This window comes from Azospirillum sp. FG154 (assembly GCF_057809575.1).
Genome location: NZ_JBMDKF010000030.1, coordinates 48,935 through 65,479, shown reverse-complemented (window position 1 = coordinate 65,479; position 16,545 = coordinate 48,935). Strand labels below are relative to the sequence as shown.

General features: G+C 65.9%; 15 protein-coding genes and 1 other RNA gene. 14 read left to right on the top strand and 2 right to left on the bottom strand.

All coding sequences use genetic code 11. The features are described 5' to 3' along the window. A partial coding sequence (locus ACODS4_RS24560; RefSeq protein WP_488868299.1) for a methyl-accepting chemotaxis protein occupies positions 1-1,003 on the bottom strand: 1,003 nt, incomplete at its 3' end. Between the two features lie 24 nt (positions 1,004-1,027). Beyond that, positions 1,028-1,489, bottom strand: coding sequence for a cache domain-containing protein (locus tag ACODS4_RS24555; protein WP_488868298.1), 462 nt, complete (start codon positions 1,487-1,489; stop codon positions 1,028-1,030). Between the two features lie 196 nt (positions 1,490-1,685). Between ACODS4_RS24555 and rfaD the strand changes: the two genes are divergently transcribed. The 14 genes from rfaD to mraY all read left to right on the top strand — a co-directional run bounded on the left by rfaD (position 1,686) and on the right by mraY (position 16,545). Beyond that, entirely contained in the window at positions 1,686-2,672 is a 987-nt protein-coding gene (gene rfaD / locus ACODS4_RS24550) for an ADP-glyceromanno-heptose 6-epimerase (protein ID WP_488868297.1), read from the top strand. 15 nt (positions 2,673-2,687) lie between these two features. Then, the gene (lgt, locus tag ACODS4_RS24545; protein ID WP_488868296.1) at positions 2,688-3,494 is read left to right on the top strand and encodes a prolipoprotein diacylglyceryl transferase; all 807 of its coding nucleotides are present in this window, start codon (positions 2,688-2,690) and stop codon (positions 3,492-3,494) included. A gap of 16 nt (positions 3,495-3,510) precedes the next feature. After that, entirely contained in the window at positions 3,511-4,662 is a 1,152-nt protein-coding gene (locus ACODS4_RS24540; RefSeq protein WP_488868295.1) for a class I SAM-dependent methyltransferase, read from the top strand. A 91-nt stretch (positions 4,663-4,753) separates the two neighbouring features. Next, positions 4,754-5,521 carry a peptidoglycan editing factor PgeF gene (gene pgeF / locus ACODS4_RS24535; RefSeq protein ID WP_488868294.1) on the top strand — a complete coding sequence of 256 codons (768 nt, stop codon included), beginning with the start codon at positions 4,754-4,756 and terminating at the stop codon, positions 5,519-5,521. A 181-nt stretch (positions 5,522-5,702) separates the two neighbouring features. Further along, positions 5,703-6,137: a bacteriohemerythrin gene (locus ACODS4_RS24530; protein ID WP_488868293.1), complete on the top strand. Its 435-nt coding sequence runs from the start codon at positions 5,703-5,705 to the stop codon at positions 6,135-6,137. A 192-nt stretch (positions 6,138-6,329) separates the two neighbouring features. Next, complete coding sequence (locus tag ACODS4_RS24525; RefSeq protein WP_119829885.1) at positions 6,330-7,265, top strand: ribose-phosphate pyrophosphokinase; 936 nt, start codon at positions 6,330-6,332, stop codon at positions 7,263-7,265. A 125-nt stretch (positions 7,266-7,390) separates the two neighbouring features. Then, positions 7,391-7,794, top strand: an RNA gene (rnpB, locus tag ACODS4_RS24520) — RNase P RNA component class A. Positions 7,795-8,547: 753 nt separating this feature from the next. Continuing rightward, positions 8,548-8,994 (top strand): division/cell wall cluster transcriptional repressor MraZ, encoded by a 447-nt coding sequence (locus ACODS4_RS24515; RefSeq protein ID WP_488868292.1) that lies wholly within the window; start codon positions 8,548-8,550, stop codon positions 8,992-8,994. After that, a complete protein-coding gene (gene rsmH, locus ACODS4_RS24510; protein ID WP_488868291.1) occupies positions 8,991-9,989 on the top strand; it encodes a 16S rRNA (cytosine(1402)-N(4))-methyltransferase RsmH in 999 nt (332 codons plus the stop codon). The genes ACODS4_RS24515 and rsmH overlap by 4 nt, the downstream gene beginning before the upstream one ends. Further along, on the top strand, positions 9,986-10,717 hold the full coding sequence (gene ftsL, locus ACODS4_RS24505; protein ID WP_488868290.1) for a cell division protein FtsL: 732 nt from the start codon (positions 9,986-9,988) through the stop codon (positions 10,715-10,717). The genes rsmH and ftsL overlap by 4 nt, the downstream gene beginning before the upstream one ends. After that, a complete protein-coding gene (locus ACODS4_RS24500; protein ID WP_488868289.1) occupies positions 10,714-12,528 on the top strand; it encodes a peptidoglycan D,D-transpeptidase FtsI family protein in 1,815 nt (604 codons plus the stop codon). The genes ftsL and ACODS4_RS24500 overlap by 4 nt, the downstream gene beginning before the upstream one ends. Further along, positions 12,494-13,969 carry a UDP-N-acetylmuramoyl-L-alanyl-D-glutamate--2,6-diaminopimelate ligase gene (locus tag ACODS4_RS24495; protein ID WP_488868288.1) on the top strand — a complete coding sequence of 492 codons (1,476 nt, stop codon included), beginning with the start codon at positions 12,494-12,496 and terminating at the stop codon, positions 13,967-13,969. Before ACODS4_RS24500 ends, ACODS4_RS24495 begins: the two co-directional genes overlap by 35 nt. Continuing rightward, positions 13,966-15,450, top strand: a complete 1,485-nt coding sequence (locus ACODS4_RS24490; protein ID WP_488868287.1) for a UDP-N-acetylmuramoylalanyl-D-glutamyl-2,6-diaminopimelate--D-alanyl-D-alanine ligase — start codon at positions 13,966-13,968, stop codon at positions 15,448-15,450. Before ACODS4_RS24495 ends, ACODS4_RS24490 begins: the two co-directional genes overlap by 4 nt. A gap of 9 nt (positions 15,451-15,459) precedes the next feature. Further along, the gene (gene mraY, locus ACODS4_RS24485; protein ID WP_488868286.1) at positions 15,460-16,545 is read left to right on the top strand and encodes a phospho-N-acetylmuramoyl-pentapeptide-transferase; all 1,086 of its coding nucleotides are present in this window, start codon (positions 15,460-15,462) and stop codon (positions 16,543-16,545) included.

Here is a 16,545-nt window from a genome sequence, read left to right as displayed (position 1 = left end):
GATCGATGGCGGTCGCCATGCCCGAGGTTTGCCCCGTGGTCCGATCCGCAATCACCAACATTGTCCGCGAGGTTTCTTCAAGATTTTGAACGGCGGCGATGGTTTGCCCAATGACGGTTCTGGACGTCGCGTCAAACCGCTGGGACAGCGCCGCGATCTGATCGGAACGTTCGCGTTGGATCCGCGCGTTGACCTCGCCCTCCTGCGCCAAACGCAGACGCTCCATTTCATGAGTCACGAGAATGTCGATGGCCGACGCGATGCCGCCAATTTCGTCACTCCTTTTCCGCAACCCGCCGTCAACCGCCACGTCAACGCGCCCGGTGGATAGATCACGAATGACCACGGCCAACCCAGCCAACGGATGCGCGACCTCCCGCCGAACAAAACGCAGCATCAAAAGCACGACGGCCACAGCCGACCCGATCTCGACCAACAAGACCATATAAGTGACGTTGATTGATTTCGTCGTTTCGTTCTCCGCAGCCAAGACCATGTCCGCATAGAGATTCTTCACATCGCCGATTGTCGCCGCCAAGGCCTTCGCCTGCTTTTCCAGGCTTCCCATGAACGCCAACGTCGTTGACGCGTCGCCATCGAGAATGTCGATCAGATCGCCGCTTTTCGCCATATATTTGCGGGTCGCCTCCGTCATCGCCTCGTCAAGCCCCGTCGCATCCTTGCCGGGCAAATCATCGGCGACAGAGGCCCCTCCGCTTGCCACAATATCCCCCATCACGCGCAACTGCTGCTTCGCCGCCTCAATGCGCGCAGGAGACACGTCGGTGGACACCAGAGCGACAAGCTCGTACATCAGCTTTCGGTGATCGGACAAAGACTGTGAAACATTATTTGCACGAGCCGAGCCCGCAACAGCCCTGGCGAGGATGGTGGAAACCTGCCCGTCAACGGTCAAAATCGCGTAGATCTGGACGCCGCCAAGAAGCACTATAACGGAAGCCAGAAGGGCAAAATATGAGATCAGTTTTTTTGACAACGTCATAGTCTTCCCTCCTGCGCAAAAAAATCACTGCTTGTAAATACCGCCGCACACAATAAGATTGCTGGCAGGCTCGCAATACATTTGCTTTGGCTCAACCTTCTTGGTGGTTGGATTTGTAAATTTATAGTCTTGCCAAAAACTTGATTTTGATTTCGCCAATTCGACCCTCTCTTTCACATAAAGTTTTCCATCGATGTCCTCCGCATCGATCAAATCCTTGCCGATCAATTTTGGATTGGCCCCATGGGCGAGGCATCGTCCTGCGCCGTCATAAACGACGACATACAGATCACGATCCACAAAACCGCCATTTTTGTCGTTGAAAACGGGAAACGCCTTCTCTGGCCCGACCGCTTTCAAAAGCGCCGAAGCCTTGCCAACCATGGCGATCGCCTCATCCTTGGTGGCAAGCCCACCGGCCGCCACGGGAAGCGCGAGAAACGAGGACGCGGCGAGAACCACCATTGGCATCACATACTTGAGCATGTTCAATCCTCTCGTGTTTTTTGCACGATACGCTCCGATGTTTTTAAGAACCAATGATCGCTTTGGTGGGGGCAACCCTGACTTTGACACGCAAACAGCCTTCACCAATGGAAACAACCGCCCGCCACGCCTTGCCCCCAAGCCTCGCCCCGGCCTATAAGGGCCGGACCAGTCAAGCAGAGCAGCGGACAGTGGCATGATCGTCGTCACCGGAGGGGCCGGGTTCATCGGGTCCAACCTTGTCGCGGCGCTGGCCGCGCGTGGGCTGACCAACGTGGCGGTGATCGACCGTTTCCGCGACGGCGACAAATGGCAGAATCTCGCCAAGCGCGAGGTCGCGACCCTGGTCCGCCCGGAAGACGCGCTGGCCTTTCTCGATCAACACGCCGCCGAGATCGACGCCATCTTCCACCTCGGCGCCGTCTCGGCCACCACCGAGCGCGACGTGGACAAGATCGTCGCCAACAATGTGGCGCTGACGCTCGAACTGTGGCGCTGGTGCGCGTGGCGCGGCTGTCGGCTGATCTACGCCTCCTCCGCCGCCACCTACGGCGACGGGTCGGCTGGCTTTGACGATGACGCTTCTTGCGAGGGGTTGGCGCGGCTGCGCCCGCTCAACGCCTATGGCTGGTCCAAGCATTTGATCGACCGCCGCGTCGCCCGCGCCGTGGCTGAGGCCGATCTGCTGCCGCCGCAATGGGCCGGGTTGAAATTCTTCAACGTCTTCGGCCCGAACGAAACGCACAAAGGCGACATGATGAGCGTCGTCGCCAAGCTGCACCCCCAATTGGTCGCCGGTCAGCCCGCCCGCCTGTTCAAATCCCACAAGGACGGTTACGAGGATGGCGGGCAGTTGCGCGACTTCATCCATGTGGATGATTGCGTCGCCGTGATGCTGTGGCTGTACGACCACGCCGAGGTCAGCGGCCTGTTCAACGTCGGCACCGGCGTCGCCCGCAGCTTCAAGGATTTGGCGTTGGCCACCTTCGCCGCGCTGGGCCAGGAACCGCGCGTCGAGTATTTCGACATGCCCGAGCATCTGCGCGGCAAATACCAGTATTTCACCCAGGCCAAGACCGACCGCCTGCGCGCCGCCGGGTTCGACCAGCCCTTCACCAGTCTGGAAGAGGGCGTGCGGCGCTACGTGCAGGATTTCCTGTCGCAACCCGACCCTTACCGCTGAGCGGAGCCTGAAACGATGGCCATGCCCTTTCCCATGATCGATCCGGTGGCCTTCGCCATCGGGCCGCTCGTCGTCCGCTGGTACGCGCTGGCTTATCTGGCGGGCTTCGTGCTGGGCTGGCGCTATTGCCTGCATCTGGCGCGGCAAAGCGGGCAACGCCCATCGGCGGAGGATTTCGACGATTTCCTGACCTGGGCGGTGATCGGCACCATTCTGGGCGGGCGGTTGGGCTATGTGCTGTTCTACAATCTGCCCCATTACGCCGAAGACCCGCTGGACGCCCTGCAAGTCTGGCACGGCGGCATGTCGTTCCATGGCGGGATGACCGGCGTCCTGCTCGCCATCGTCCTCTTCTGTTGGCGGCGCGGTCTGTCGGCCTTCGTCTTTGGCGACCTCATCGCCGCCTGCGCCCCCATCGGCCTGTTTTTTGGCCGCATCGCCAACTTCATCAACGGCGAGCTGTATGGCCGCCCGGCGACCGACGTCGCTTGGGCCATGGTGTTTCCGCGCGACCCGCTCCAGACGCCGCGCCACCCCAGCCAGCTTTACGAAGCGGCGTTGGAGGGGGCGGTTCTGTTCCTGCTGCTGGCCGTCGCCGTGCGCAGCCCGGCGGTTCGCCGACGCCCCGGCCTGGTCAGCGGGTTGTTTTTCGTCGGCTATGGGCTGGCCCGCATCACCGTGGAGTTCTTCCGCGAACCCGACCCGCAATTGGGGTTCCTGTTCGCCGGTGCGACGATGGGGCAATTGCTGTCCCTGCCGATGCTGCTGGTCGGCGGCTGGCTGATGCTGCGCGGCCAGCGCGCCGCCGCCCAAACCGCCTGACCCGGAGCCGCCATCCATGAGCGCGCGCCCGATGAGCGAGGAGACGCTCGCCCGCCTGCTGGCCCGCCGAATCATCCTGGACGGCCCGCTCACCGTCAGCGCCTTCATGGCGGAGGCGCTGGGACATCCACGTTTGGGCTACTACAGCCGCCAGGATCCCTTCGGCGCGGGCGGCGATTTCACCACCGCGCCGGAAATCAGCCAAATGTTCGGCGAGTTGGTCGGGCTGTGGTGCGTGGACAGTTGGGCGCGGCTGGGCGGCCCCACCCCCTTTCATCTGGTGGAGCTTGGTCCCGGACGCGGCACCCTGATGCGCGACGCCCTGCGCGCCGCCGCCGTGGTTCCCGAATTTCGCGCCGCCGCCACCCTGCATCTGGTGGAAACCAGCCCAACCCTGCGCGCCCGGCAACGCGACGCGCTGGCGCCCCTGATGGGCGACGCGGCGATTCACTGGCACGACCATCTGGCGCAGGTTCCCGAAGGCCCCACCCTGCTGGTCGCCAACGAGTTTTTCGACGCGCTGCCGATCCGTCAGGTGCAGAAAACCAACCATGGCTGGTTCGAGCGTCTGGTCGATCTCGACCCGGCGGGGACGGAGGACGCGCCGCGCTTCCGCTTTGTCTTGGAAGCCTTCGGCAGTTCCGGCAACCGGCTGGTTCCCGACGCGCTGCGAGACGGCGCCGCCGAGGGCGCGGTGGTGGAGGTCTCCCCCGCCTCGCTCGCCGTCGCCCGCGTGATCGGCGAACGGCTCGCCGCCCATCCCGGCGCGGCGCTGCTCATTGATTACGGCTATGGCCATGGTCCGGCGGTTGGCGACACGCTCCAGGCGCTGCGCCGCCACGCCTACGCCCCGGTTCTTGCGGATCCGGGCGAGGCTGACCTGACGGCGCACGTCGATTTCGCCGCGCTCGCCGCCGCCGCCCGCGCCGCCGGGGCCGAGGCGTTCGGAACCGTCGATCAGGGGGATTGGCTGACCGCGCTGGGCATCCGCCAGCGCGCCGCCATCCTGTCGGCCAAGGCCACCCCGGCGCAGGCCGCCGACATCCGGTCGGCGCTGGCCCGGTTGGTGGAGCCGGAACAGATGGGCCGCCTGTTCAAGCTGCTGGCGCTGGCCTCCCCCGGCGCCTTTCCCGACGGCGCCGCCCCGGCGGGGTTCGAGCCTTTGTGATCCAACCAGTTTGTCCAACGGAAGACCTTGACCCGCCGGGCGCAAGCCGCAAGGTTAAAGGGCCGGAAGCGACCCACACAGGATGGCGTTTGTGATTACTCTTGGCGCGCTGAACGACATCACCCACATCCGCCACGCCTTTTTCACGCGGGCGGGCGGCGTGTCCACCGGGCTGTACGCCTCGCTGAATTGCGGGCTGGGGTCGTCCGACGCCCCGGCGGCGGTGCATGAAAACCGCGCCCGCGCCGCCGCGCGGATGGAGGTGAAGCCCAGTCACCTCGTCACCTGCTATCAGATTCACAGCCCGACCTGCGTCGTCGTCGACGCGCCCTGGACGCCCGACGCCGCCCCGCAGGCCGACGCCATGGCGACCAACCAGCCGGGAATCGCGCTGGGCATCCTGACCGCCGATTGCGCGCCGGTGCTGTTCGCCGACACCAAGGCGCGGGTCATCGGGGCCGCCCACGCCGGATGGAAGGGCGCCAAGGGCGGCGTTCTGGAGGCGACCATCGCCCGCATGGTCGATCTGGGCGCGACGCCAGGGCGGATCGTCGCCTGCATCGGCCCCTGCATCGCCCAGCGTTCCTACGAAGTCGGGCCGGAATTCCCCGCGCCTTTCCTGGACGAGGACGAGCGCAACCGCGACTATTTCGCCCCGGCCCGCCGCCCCGGTCATTTCCTGTTCGATCTGCCCGCTTACATCACGCGTCGGCTGGGCGACGCGGGGGTCGCCATGATCCAGCGCTGCCCCAACGACACGGTGGCCGAAGAGGACCGCTTTTTCAGCTACCGCCGTTCCTGCCTGCGGGGCGAGGCGGATTACGGGCGGGGCCTGTCCTCCATCGTTCTGCAAAGCTGACGAAACCGCCCGCCGGTTGGCTGGGTCGATATTGTTCGGATTTGAAGCAATTGCCACCCAGACGGATTCGCGCGATGATGCGGCCTTGCGCATCGGCGCGCGGCTTCCCGGTGCGGCGACCCAAGTCTTGGGTTCGATCAGCGACGCCGCACACCATCCTTGGTCAAGGAGGGGGAAGCCGATGCTGGATTGGCGCGCGGAAATGGTCATCGACCATGGGGTGTTGGATGACGATCACCGCCAGACCCACGAACTGATTCGCCGTTTTCTGGCCCTGCCCGGCGACGACGACCAACGCGCCCGCGCCACCGCCCTGCTGGAGCGGCTGCGCGATCTGTCCTTGCAGCATTTCGCCCGCGAAGAAAAGGTGCAGATGGTGATCCGATATCCGCTGCTGGACGAACACCGCGCCCAGCATCGCCGGATGATCGTGCTGCTGAGCGAAATCATCGAACAGGTGGAGGCGCGGGAATCGGCCTTTTCCTTTGGCTACGCCAAAAGCAAGGCCGATCAGCTTCTGCCCTTTTGGTTCATGGAGCATCTGGCCAAGGCCGATCTTGCTTTGAAACTCCACATCGCCAAGACTCCCACCGTGATGCGGGCGCTCGCCCGATGAGCCGACGCCCCCCGGCCGAACCGGCTATGCCCCCAACGCAGAGGGGCATTCCCGATCCGGCGCGCGCCCATCGTCATGGAACGTTTACATAGGCACGCCCCTTTGTTATGGTCCGCCCCGTTTTCAAGGGGCGACGGCGCGCAAGCGGCGAGCGCAGCTTGAGCCGTTTCCCTGTATAGAGAGCCGACTCCGATGAAGGTGCTTGCCGGCAACAGCAACCGTCCGCTGGCCGAGGCGATCTCCACATGCCTGAGCGTTCCGCTGACCAAGGCCAGCGTTCGCCGTTTCTCAGACATGGAGGTGTTCGTCGAAATCCTCGAGAACGTGCGCGGCGAGGACGTGTTCGTCGTCCAGTCGACCTCGTTCCCGGCCAACGACAACCTGATGGAACTGCTGGTGACGATCGACGCGCTGCGTCGTGGGTCCGCCCGGCGCATCACGGCGGTCATTCCCTATTACGGCTACGCCCGCCAGGATCGCAAGACCGGCCCGCGCACGCCCATTTCGGCCAAGCTGGTCGCCAACCTGATTACCCAGGCGGGCGCCAACCGCGTGCTGACGATGGATTTGCACGCCGGTCAGATCCAGGGCTTTTTCGACATCCCGACCGACAATCTGATGGGCGCCCCGGTTTTCGAGAAAGACATCCGTCATTCTTTTGAAAACATGGACGAAGTGACCATCGTGTCGCCGGACGTCGGCGGCGTGGTGCGCGCCCGCGCGCTGGCCAAGCGTCTGGACGCCGATCTCGCCATCATCGACAAACGGCGCGAACGCGCCGGCGTGTCGGAGGTGATGAACATCATCGGCGACGCCAACGGTCGCCGTTGCATTCTGGTTGACGACATCGTCGATTCGGGCGGAACGCTGTGCAACGCCGCCGTGGCCCTGATGGACGCCGGGGCCAAGTCGGTCCACGCCTATTGCACCCATGGCGTTTTGTCGGGCGGCGCCGTCGCCCGCGTCGCCGTGTCGCCGCTGGAGCAGTTGGTCACGACCGACAGCATCCAGGCGACCGAGGCGGTGCGCGTGTCGCGCAACACCCGCCAACTGACCATCGCCCCGCTGATCGCCGAGGCGATCATGCGCATCAGCGAAGAGCGTTCGGTGTCGAGCCTGTTCTCGTAAAACAGCGTTTCCATCGTTTGCATTCCAGCGGCGCCCGCCTTTCCGCGCGAAAGGCGGGCGTTTTGCTGTCCGCGCCGCCATTTGGGATTTGCCCCCACCCCCGCAACTCTATAAGAACAGCCTCGCCAGATGGCTGGATGACCGCCTTCGGTTTCGACCGGGGGAGGAAAGTCCGGGCTCCACGGAAACACGGTGCCGGCTAACGGCCGGCGGGGGCGACCCTAGGGACAGTGCCACAGAAAGCAAACCGCCGACGGTTCGCCGTCGGTAAGGGTGAAAGGGTGCGGTAAGAGCGCACCGCGACCCCGGCAACGGGGGCGGCACGGTAAACCCCACCGGGAGCAAGACCGAATAGGAGCGGCCCGACCAACCGTCCCGCTTGGGATGGCATGGGGTCAAGCGCGTTTCCGCGCCGTCGCTCGGGTTGGTCGCGCGAGGCGTCCGGGCAACCGGCGTCCCAGACGAATGGTCATCGCCTGGACCGTCATGGTCCGGGACACAAAACCCGGCTTATAGGCCATCTGGCGTTTTCCATCCCACGACATCCCAATCCTGAACGGGCGGCGGCTCCTGTCCGCCCACGCCAGCCCATGGATTGACGGACTTTGCCCCGCTTTGGCCATCGCCGCGCGGAGCCTTGCCGATGCCTTTGACCACGCGCGGCGGATCGGTGGAAATCGCCCGATTCGCGTTCACCACACGACCGCTCACTCCCCCTCAATTCTTAACCTATCCCCAATGTTTCCGCCGTTTTTCACCCCTTGTCCCCAGAACGATCCACAGGCGGTGGATAAGTTTTGCCGTTTTCCCATGCCATCCCATGATTCGCCCATGCTTGGCCCGCCAAAGATTAGACCAAACGGTTTAGTCGATTCGTGCCTCCCGACTGTTATAACTCGTATGAATTTCATAAAATGCGAGGAACATTCGCCGAACTTCTGTGGATAACATTATCCACACCCCTGTACGACCTTGAAATACTGCGCCGACTCGTCGAGTCCCTTTCACAATTGGCCGAAAAGCCACAGGCGATTCACAAACTCTTGACACCCCCTCATGAATACTGGAGGGCCGGTTGACGCCCATACCGTCCCATGCTATCCCATGATTGCCCATTCAGAGGGGAATTCGGGTCCAATTTGGTTAACGCCAGAAAGGCCGAATTGAAGGGCGAACGGGGCTGGCGCGGGGCGGGATCCGCGCGGGGGATAGCTGGGGGATCACCGGGCCGATGGCCGTTTTCCTGTCCACATACGTCAACAAGGTTGACAGGAAAGGGCGTGTGTCGATCCCGGCACAGTTCCGGCAGTCGCTTGCCAAGACCTCGGCGGCGAGCACCGTGTATCTTTGGCCTTCTCTGAACCACCAAGCCTTGGAAGGCGCCGATCAGGATTATCTCGACGTCCTGTCGGAAAGCCTGGAGTCCCCCGATCTTGACGCCGACGAGCGCGACATGATCGAGACCTTTATTTTCGGAAAGCTCGTCCCGGTTCCTCTCGACGCCGAAGGGCGCATCGTCCTGCCCAAGGAATTGGCCGAATTCGCCGGAATTGGCGAGGAAGCCTCCTTCATCGGTCGCCGCAAGACCTTCCAGATTTGGGAACCGACCGCCCTGAAAGCCCATGAAGCCACCCTGCGCGAGCAGGTCGTCCGCAAGGACATCTCGCTCAGCCAGATCGTCGCCAAGGCCGCGCGCGGCGCCGCCAGCCGGAACGGGGATGGCGCATGACCGACCACCCCGCCAACCCCGCCGCCGCCAGCCCGCACATCCCCGTGCTTCTGCATGAGGTGATCGACGCCCTGGCCCCGCAAGACGGCGGAGTCTATGTCGATGGCACCTTTGGCGCCGGGGGCTACACCCGCGCCATTCTGGAAGCCGCCGATTGCCGGGTCTGGGGCATCGACCGCGACCCCGCCGCCATCGAACGCGGGCGGGCGTTGGCCGCGCAGTTCCCCGGTCGCCTGGAGATCGTCGAAGGCTGCTTCGGCGACATGGACCGGCTTCTGGCCGAACGCGGCGTCGCCGGGGTGGACGGGGTGGCGCTCGACATCGGCGTCTCCTCCCCGCAGATCGACGAGCCGGAACGCGGCTTCTCCTTCCGCTTCGACGGTCCGCTCGACATGCGCATGGGCCGCAGCGGTCCGACCGCCGCCGACGTGGTCAACCACGCCAGCGAAGCCGAGTTGGCCGACATCTTCTATCATTACGGCGAAGAGCGCATGGCCCGTCGGGTCGCCCGCGCCATCGTCGCCGCCCGCCTGACCGCCCCCATCGAGCGCACCCGGCAACTGGCTGAACTGATCCGCTCGGTGGTGCCGAAGGGCAAAGGCGACGCCATCGACCCGGCCACCCGCAGCTTCCAGGGGCTGCGCATCCATGTGAACGATGAGTTGGGCGAGTTGCGGCGCGGGCTGACCGCCGCCGAATCGCTGCTGAAAGCGCCCGGCGGGCGTCTGGCCGTGGTCTCCTTCCATTCGTTGGAGGACCGCGAGGTCAAGACGTTCCTGAAGGACCGCTCGTCCCCGCCCGCCGCGCCGTCCCGTCACACGCCGGTGGCCGCCGCCACGGCGCACATCCCATCCTTCCGCCTGCTGGGCCGCAAACCCGTCGGACCCAGCGAGGCCGAAGCCCGTCAAAACCCGCGCGCCCGGTCCGCCCGGCTGCGCGCGGCGGAACGCACAGCGGCGCCGATGTTCCCGGCGCCCGGCAAGGAGGCTGCATGAAAGGCAAGACCTGGCTGTTCTGGGGTGGTCTGATCGCCGCCGCCGGGGCCGTGTTGTTCCAAACCAGCTATGACGTCCAGGATCTGGAAGAAAAGCTGGCCGGGCTGAACCGCAAGATCGTGACCGAACAGGAATCCATCCAGGTGCTGCGCGCCGAATGGAGCTATCTGAACGATCCGACCAAGCTGGAGGAGCTGGCCCGCGCCCATCTGGCCCTGCAACCGACCGAGGCCCGGCAGTTCCTGGCGCTCGACGCCATACCGATGCGTCCGGCTCCGACGCCCGACGACGCGCCGCAAGCCCCCTTGCCCGGTCGCGGCGTGAACCCGGCCCTGCCCGCCAGCGTCGTTCCGGTCGCCGCCGCCGCGCCGCAGGTCGCCAGCGCCCGCATCCCGTCGCCGAAGCTGTCGATGGACAAGGCGCTGGAGCGGACTCCGGTCATCGTGCCCGCCGCCCTGCCCGCCATCCCGACGGTCAAGACCGCGCCGATCAAGCCGTCGGCTTTGATCCCCGCCGCCGCCAAGCCGCCCGCTCTGCCGCCCGCCGCCGCGCCCGGCAAACTGGCCCCCAACGCGCCGTTGCCCTCGTTGAACCGTCCGACCGACGTCGCGTCGCGTCCGGTCACGCCCACGCCGACGACCAAGGTCATCGCCGCTGGGATGCAGCACCACCCCAAGCCAACCGACAGCCTGGGCCTGCTGGTCGCCCGATTGGGAGCCAATCGATGAAATTTCCGCCGTTCGGCCTGCCCTTCCGCAGCCTGTCCGCGCCCACGGCCGCCCAGCCGAGGACGACGCTGGCGGCTGCGATGGAGCAAAGCCGTTATCGGCTTATGGTTACGGCGGCGGTCGTCACGACCGTGTTTGCCGCCATCGGCGTCAAACTGGTGGCCGCCACCCTGTTCAGCCAAGGCGGGGAACCGCGCCAGCACCACGCGCTGGAGTTGGACAGCACCACGACCAACCGCGCCGACATCGTGGACCGCAACGGCAATCTGCTGGCGACATCGCTGGTCACGCAATCGCTCTACGCCGATCCCAAGCTGATCTCGCGCCCCGAAGAGGCGGCGCGCAAGCTGGCCTCAACCCTGCCGGAACTCGACTACAAAGAGGTGTATGGCAAGCTCAGCGGCGAAAAGCGCTTTGTCTGGCTCAAGCGCAACCTGACGCCCAAGCAGCAATACGCCGTTCACCGCTTGGGCATTCCAGGCATTTCGTTTGAGCGGGAAGAGCGGCGTTTTTATCCGGCGGGCAATCTGACGTCGCACATCGTCGGCTTCACCGGAGTGGACAACAATGGTCTGGCCGGGCTGGAGCAAGGCTTCAACAAACGGTTGAACGATGATCCGGCGACGCCACTGCAAGTGTCCATCGACTTGCGGCTTCAGCATGTCTTGCGCAAAGAGCTGACGGCGACGGTTCAGGAGTTCAGCGCCATCGGCGCCGCCGGGATCATCTTCGACGTCCGCAACGGCGAGGTCATGGCCATGACCTCCCTGCCCGACTTCGACCCGCAGGATCCGACCGGCCTGAACCCCGACACGCTGTTCAACCGGGCGACGCTTGGCGTCTATGAAATGGGATCGACCTTCAAGATCTTCAATTCGGCGCTGGCGTTGGATTCCGGCAAGATCCGGGTGTCGGACACTTTCGACGCGGCTCACCCGATCAAGATTGGCCGCTTCACCATCAACGACTATCACAATCTGCGCCGCGCCCTGACGGTGGCCGAGGTGTTTCAGCACTCCTCGAATCTGGGGTCGGTGCGGATGGTCCAGTTGATCGGCATCGCAGCCCAGCGCGCCTTCATGGCCAAGATGGGCTTCATGCGCCCGACGGCGCTGGAATTGCCGGAAAATGGCTGGCCGCTGGCGCCCAACCCGTGGCGGGAGGTCAACAGCATGACGATCTCCTTCGGCCACGGCATTTCGGTCAGCCCGATGCACACGGTGGCGGCGGCGGCGTCCGTCATCAACGGCGGCGTCTTCCATCCCCCGACCATCCTGCGCCGCCAGCCCGGCGCGGAGATTCCGGGCGAACAGGTGGTGTCGCGCCAGACCTCCGACATGATGCGCCGGATGTTCCGCTTCGTCGTCGCCGACGGCACCGGCAAGTCGGCGGGCGTCAAGGGCTACGTCGTCGGCGGCAAGACCGGCACCGCCGACAAGCAAAAGGGCCGCCATTACCAAAAGAACTCGCGCATGTCGTCCTTCCTGGGCGCCTTTCCGATGCAGGACCCGCGCTACATCGTCTATGTGCTGGTGGACGAGCCGAAGGCGACGGCGAAGACCTACGGCTACGCCACCGGCGGCTGGGTCGCCGCGCCCGCCGTCGGCCGCATCATCAAGCAAATCGGCCCGTTGCTGGACGTCCCGACGGTGGACGAGAACGCGCCGGAGATCCTCAACGCCACCTTCCTGAACGCCGCCGGCTCCACCAATTGGGCGCAGCAACCGCCGAACGCCCCAACCTCCGCCGCTCCACCCCCGTCGAAGGGAAGCACTGTTGCGTCTGTCCCAACTCCTGCCAAGCCACGCTAGCGCCCACGCGGCCCAGCTTGACCCGGACGTGACCGGGCTGACCGCCGACAGCCGCGCGGTCAGGCCCGGTTTTGTCTTTGCGGCCCTGGCCGGGGCCAAGGCCGACGGGCGCGCCTTCATTCAGGACGCGCTGGACAAGGGCGCCGTCGCCGTCCTGGCGGCGGAGGGAACCGACCTGCCCGCCGGGTCCGCCGCCGTTCTGGTGACGGACGCGCAACCGCGTCTGGCCTTCGCCCGCATGGCCGCCGCCTTTCACGGCGGACGCCAGCCCGAAACGGTGATCGCCGTCACCGGCACCAACGGCAAGACCTCCACCGTTCAATTCGCCGCGCAGATTTGGGACAGGCTGGGCCACAAGGCCGCCAGCCTGGGCACGCTGGGGCTGATCGCGCCGGGCCTGGGCGGCTATGGCGCGATGACCACCCCCGACCCGGTGGCGCTGCACCGCCAGCTCGCCGCCGTCAAGGACGCCGGAATCGACCATCTGGCGATGGAGGCGTCGAGCCACGGGCTGGACCAGTTCCGGCTGGACGGGGTGCGGTTGACGGCGGGCGGCTTCACCAACCTGACGCGCGACCATCTCGACTATCACGGCTCGATGGAGGCCTACCGCGACGCCAAGGCGCTGCTGTTCAGCCGCGTCCTGCCGCCGGGCGCCGCCGCCGTCCTGAACGCCGACGCCGAGGATTACCCCCATTTCGCCGCCGTCAGCCGCGCGCGCGGCCTGCGCCTGCTGTCCTACGGACTGGCCGGGACCGAACTGCGCGTCCGCAGCGTCGCCCCGCTGGCCCACGGCCAACGGCTGGAGCTGACCGTGCTGGGCCGCGACGTCGCGGTCGATCTGCCGCTCGCCGGACAATTCCAGGCATGGAACGTGCTGTGCGCGCTGGGGTTGGTGATCGGTGCGGGCGGCGACGCCGACGCCGCCATCGCCGCGCTGTCCACGCTGGACGGCGTGCCGGGCCGCTTGCAACATGTCGCGACCTGCCCGAACGGCGCGGCGGTCTATGTCGATTTCGCCCACACGCCCGACGCGCTGGACACCGTGCTCGCCGCCCTGCGCGGCCACGCCCGCCGCCATCTGGTCGCGGTGTTCGGCTGCGGCGGCGACCGCGACCGGGGCAAGCGCCCGGTGATGGGGGCGCTCGCCGCCCGTCTGGCCGACCGCGCCATCGTCACCGACGACAACCCGCGCACCGAGGATCCCGCCTTCGTGCGCGGCGAGGTGCTGGCGGGGGCGACCGGCCCCCTGGCGGGACGCCTTGAGGAGATCGGCGACCGCGCCGAGGCGATCCGCGCGGCGGTGCGCGGTCTTCAGCCCGGCGACGTGCTGGTCATCGCCGGAAAGGGTCATGAGCAGGGCCAGACCGTCGGAACCGAGGTGCGCCCCTTCGACGACGCCGACGAGGCCCGCAAGGCCGTTGCGGAGATTGGATCATGAGCGCCAAACCCATCCTGTGGACCGCCGCCAGCGCCAGCGCCGCCACCGGGGGGCGGACCAACGGCGCGTGGAGCGCCTCCGGCCTGTCCATCGACAGCCGCAAAATCGCCGACGGTGACCTGTTCATCGCCATTCAGGGGCCGAATTTCGACGGACACGCTTTCGTCGCCACAGCGCTGGCGGCGGGCGCGGTCGCGGCCCTGGTCTCCCACGTTCCCGACGGGGTGAGCGCCGACGCGCCGCTCCTGCTGGTGGACGGCGACACGCTGGACGCCATGGCGGCGCTGGGGCGGGCGTCGCGGGCCAACTGCGGCGCGCGCATGGTCGGCGTCACCGGCTCGGTCGGCAAGACCAGCACGAAGGAAACGCTGCGCCATGTTCTGGCGGCGCAAGGGCCGACCTACGCCACCGAAGGCAGCCTGAACAATCATTGGGGCGTGCCGCTGTCGCTGGCCCGCCTGCCCGCCGACAGCCGGTTCGGCGTGTTCGAGCTGGGCATGAACCACGCGGGCGAGTTGGGGCCGCTGTCCCGGCAGGTCCGCCCCCATGTGGCGCTCATCACCAACGTCGAAGCCGTCCATCTGGAGTTCTTTGACTCGGTCGAGGCCATCGCCGACGCCAAGGCCGAGATCTTTGAAGGCATGAGCGCCGATGGAATCGCCGTTCTGAACCGCGACAACGGCCAGTTCGACCGTCTGTCCGCCGCCGCGCGGGCGCAGGGGCTGAACACGATCTGGAGCTTTGGCGCGGCGGAGGGAACCGACGCCCGCCTGCTCGACGTCGCCTTGGGCGCGACCAGCAGCGCCGTCACCGCGCGGATCCAGGGCGAAACGCTGGATTTCACCATCGCCATGCCCGGCAAACATTGGGTGATGAACAGCTTGGGCGTTCTGCTGGCGGTCAAGGCGCTGGGGGGCGACCCGGCGGAGGCCGCGCGCGCGCTGTCCACTCTGCAACCCGTCAAGGGGCGCGGCGTCCGCAAGACCATCACGCGGGCCAACGGCGACGTCTTCACGCTGGTGGACGAAAGCTACAACGCCAGCCCCGCCGCCATGGCGGCGACCTTGGGCGTTCTGGGCAAGCTGGACGTTTCCGCCGGGGGACGGCGCGTCGCCGTTCTGGGCGACATGCGCGAGTTGGGCGCGACCGCCGACGCCCTGCACGCCGGGTTGGCGGAGCCGCTGCTCGCCGCCGGGGTGGATCTCGTTTACGCCTGCGGCCCGCACATGCGGGTTCTGTTCGACCGCCTGCCCGCCGACCGGCGCGGCGCCTGGACCGAAACCAGCCGCGATCTCGCCCCCATCGTCGCCGACGCGGTGGGGAACGGCGACGTCGTGATGGTCAAGGGATCGCTGGGCAGCCGCACCGGATTGATCGTCGAGGCGCTCGTCGCGCTCGACACCACGCAAAACGCTGCTACAACGCCCGCCTCGACCAACACCACGACTCCGCCCGACGCCGCCAACGGTTCGCGAGGCTGATGGAATCCGATGCTCTACAACCTGCTTTTCCCCCTGGCGGACGTGTTCTCGCCCTTCAACCTGTTCCGCTACCTGACCTTTCGGACGGGCGGCGCGATGCTGACGTCGCTGATTATCAGCTTCATGTTCTTTCCCCGTCTGATCGCCTGGCTGAAAAGCAAACAGGGCGAAGGCCAGCCGATCCGCGCCGACGGACCGGAAAGCCATTTCAAGAAGAAGGGCACGCCCACCATGGGCGGCCTGATGATCCTGATCGCCATGACGGTCAGCACCATCCTGTGGGCCGACGTCACCAACGCCTATCTGTGGATCGTGTTGATGGTGACGATCGGCTACGGCTTGATCGGTTTTGGCGACGATTACCTGAAGCTGACCAAGCGCAACACCAAGGGGCTGTCGGGCCGCTTCCGGCTGGGTTGGGAAATCGGCATCGGCGTCGCCGCCTCGGCTCTCATCATGTGGGTGTCGGCGCCGCCGCTGTCGGGCGGCGTGGCGGTCCCCTTCGTCAAGGATTACCTGATCCAACTGTCGTGGTTCTTCGTGCCGTTCGGCGCCTTCATCATGGTCGGCGCGTCCAACTCGGTGAATCTGACCGACGGTTTGGATGGTCTCGCCATCGTGCCGACGATGATCGCGGCGGGTTGTTTTGGTCTGATCTCGTATCTGACCGGCAACGCCATTTTCGCCAACTATCTGCAAATCCACCATGTTCCGGGATCGGGCGAATTGGCTGTGTTTTGCGGCGCGCTTGTTGGTGCGGGACTTGGATTCCTCTGGTACAACGCGCCGCCCGCCATGGTGTTCATGGGCGACACCGGCTCTTTGTCGCTGGGCGGGGCGTTGGGGGCCGTCAGCGTGGTGACGAAGCACGAAATCGTGCTGGGCATCATCGGCGGCCTGTTCGTGTTGGAGACGGTTTCGGTCATCGTGCAGGTCCTGTCGTTCAAGCTTACGGGCAAGCGGGTCTTCCGCATGGCGCCGCTGCATCATCACTTCGAGAAGAAGGGATGGGCGGAGCCGACCGTGGTCATCCGCTTCTGGATCATCGCCTCGATCCTGGCGCTGATCGGCCTGTCCACCTTGAAACTGCGGTGA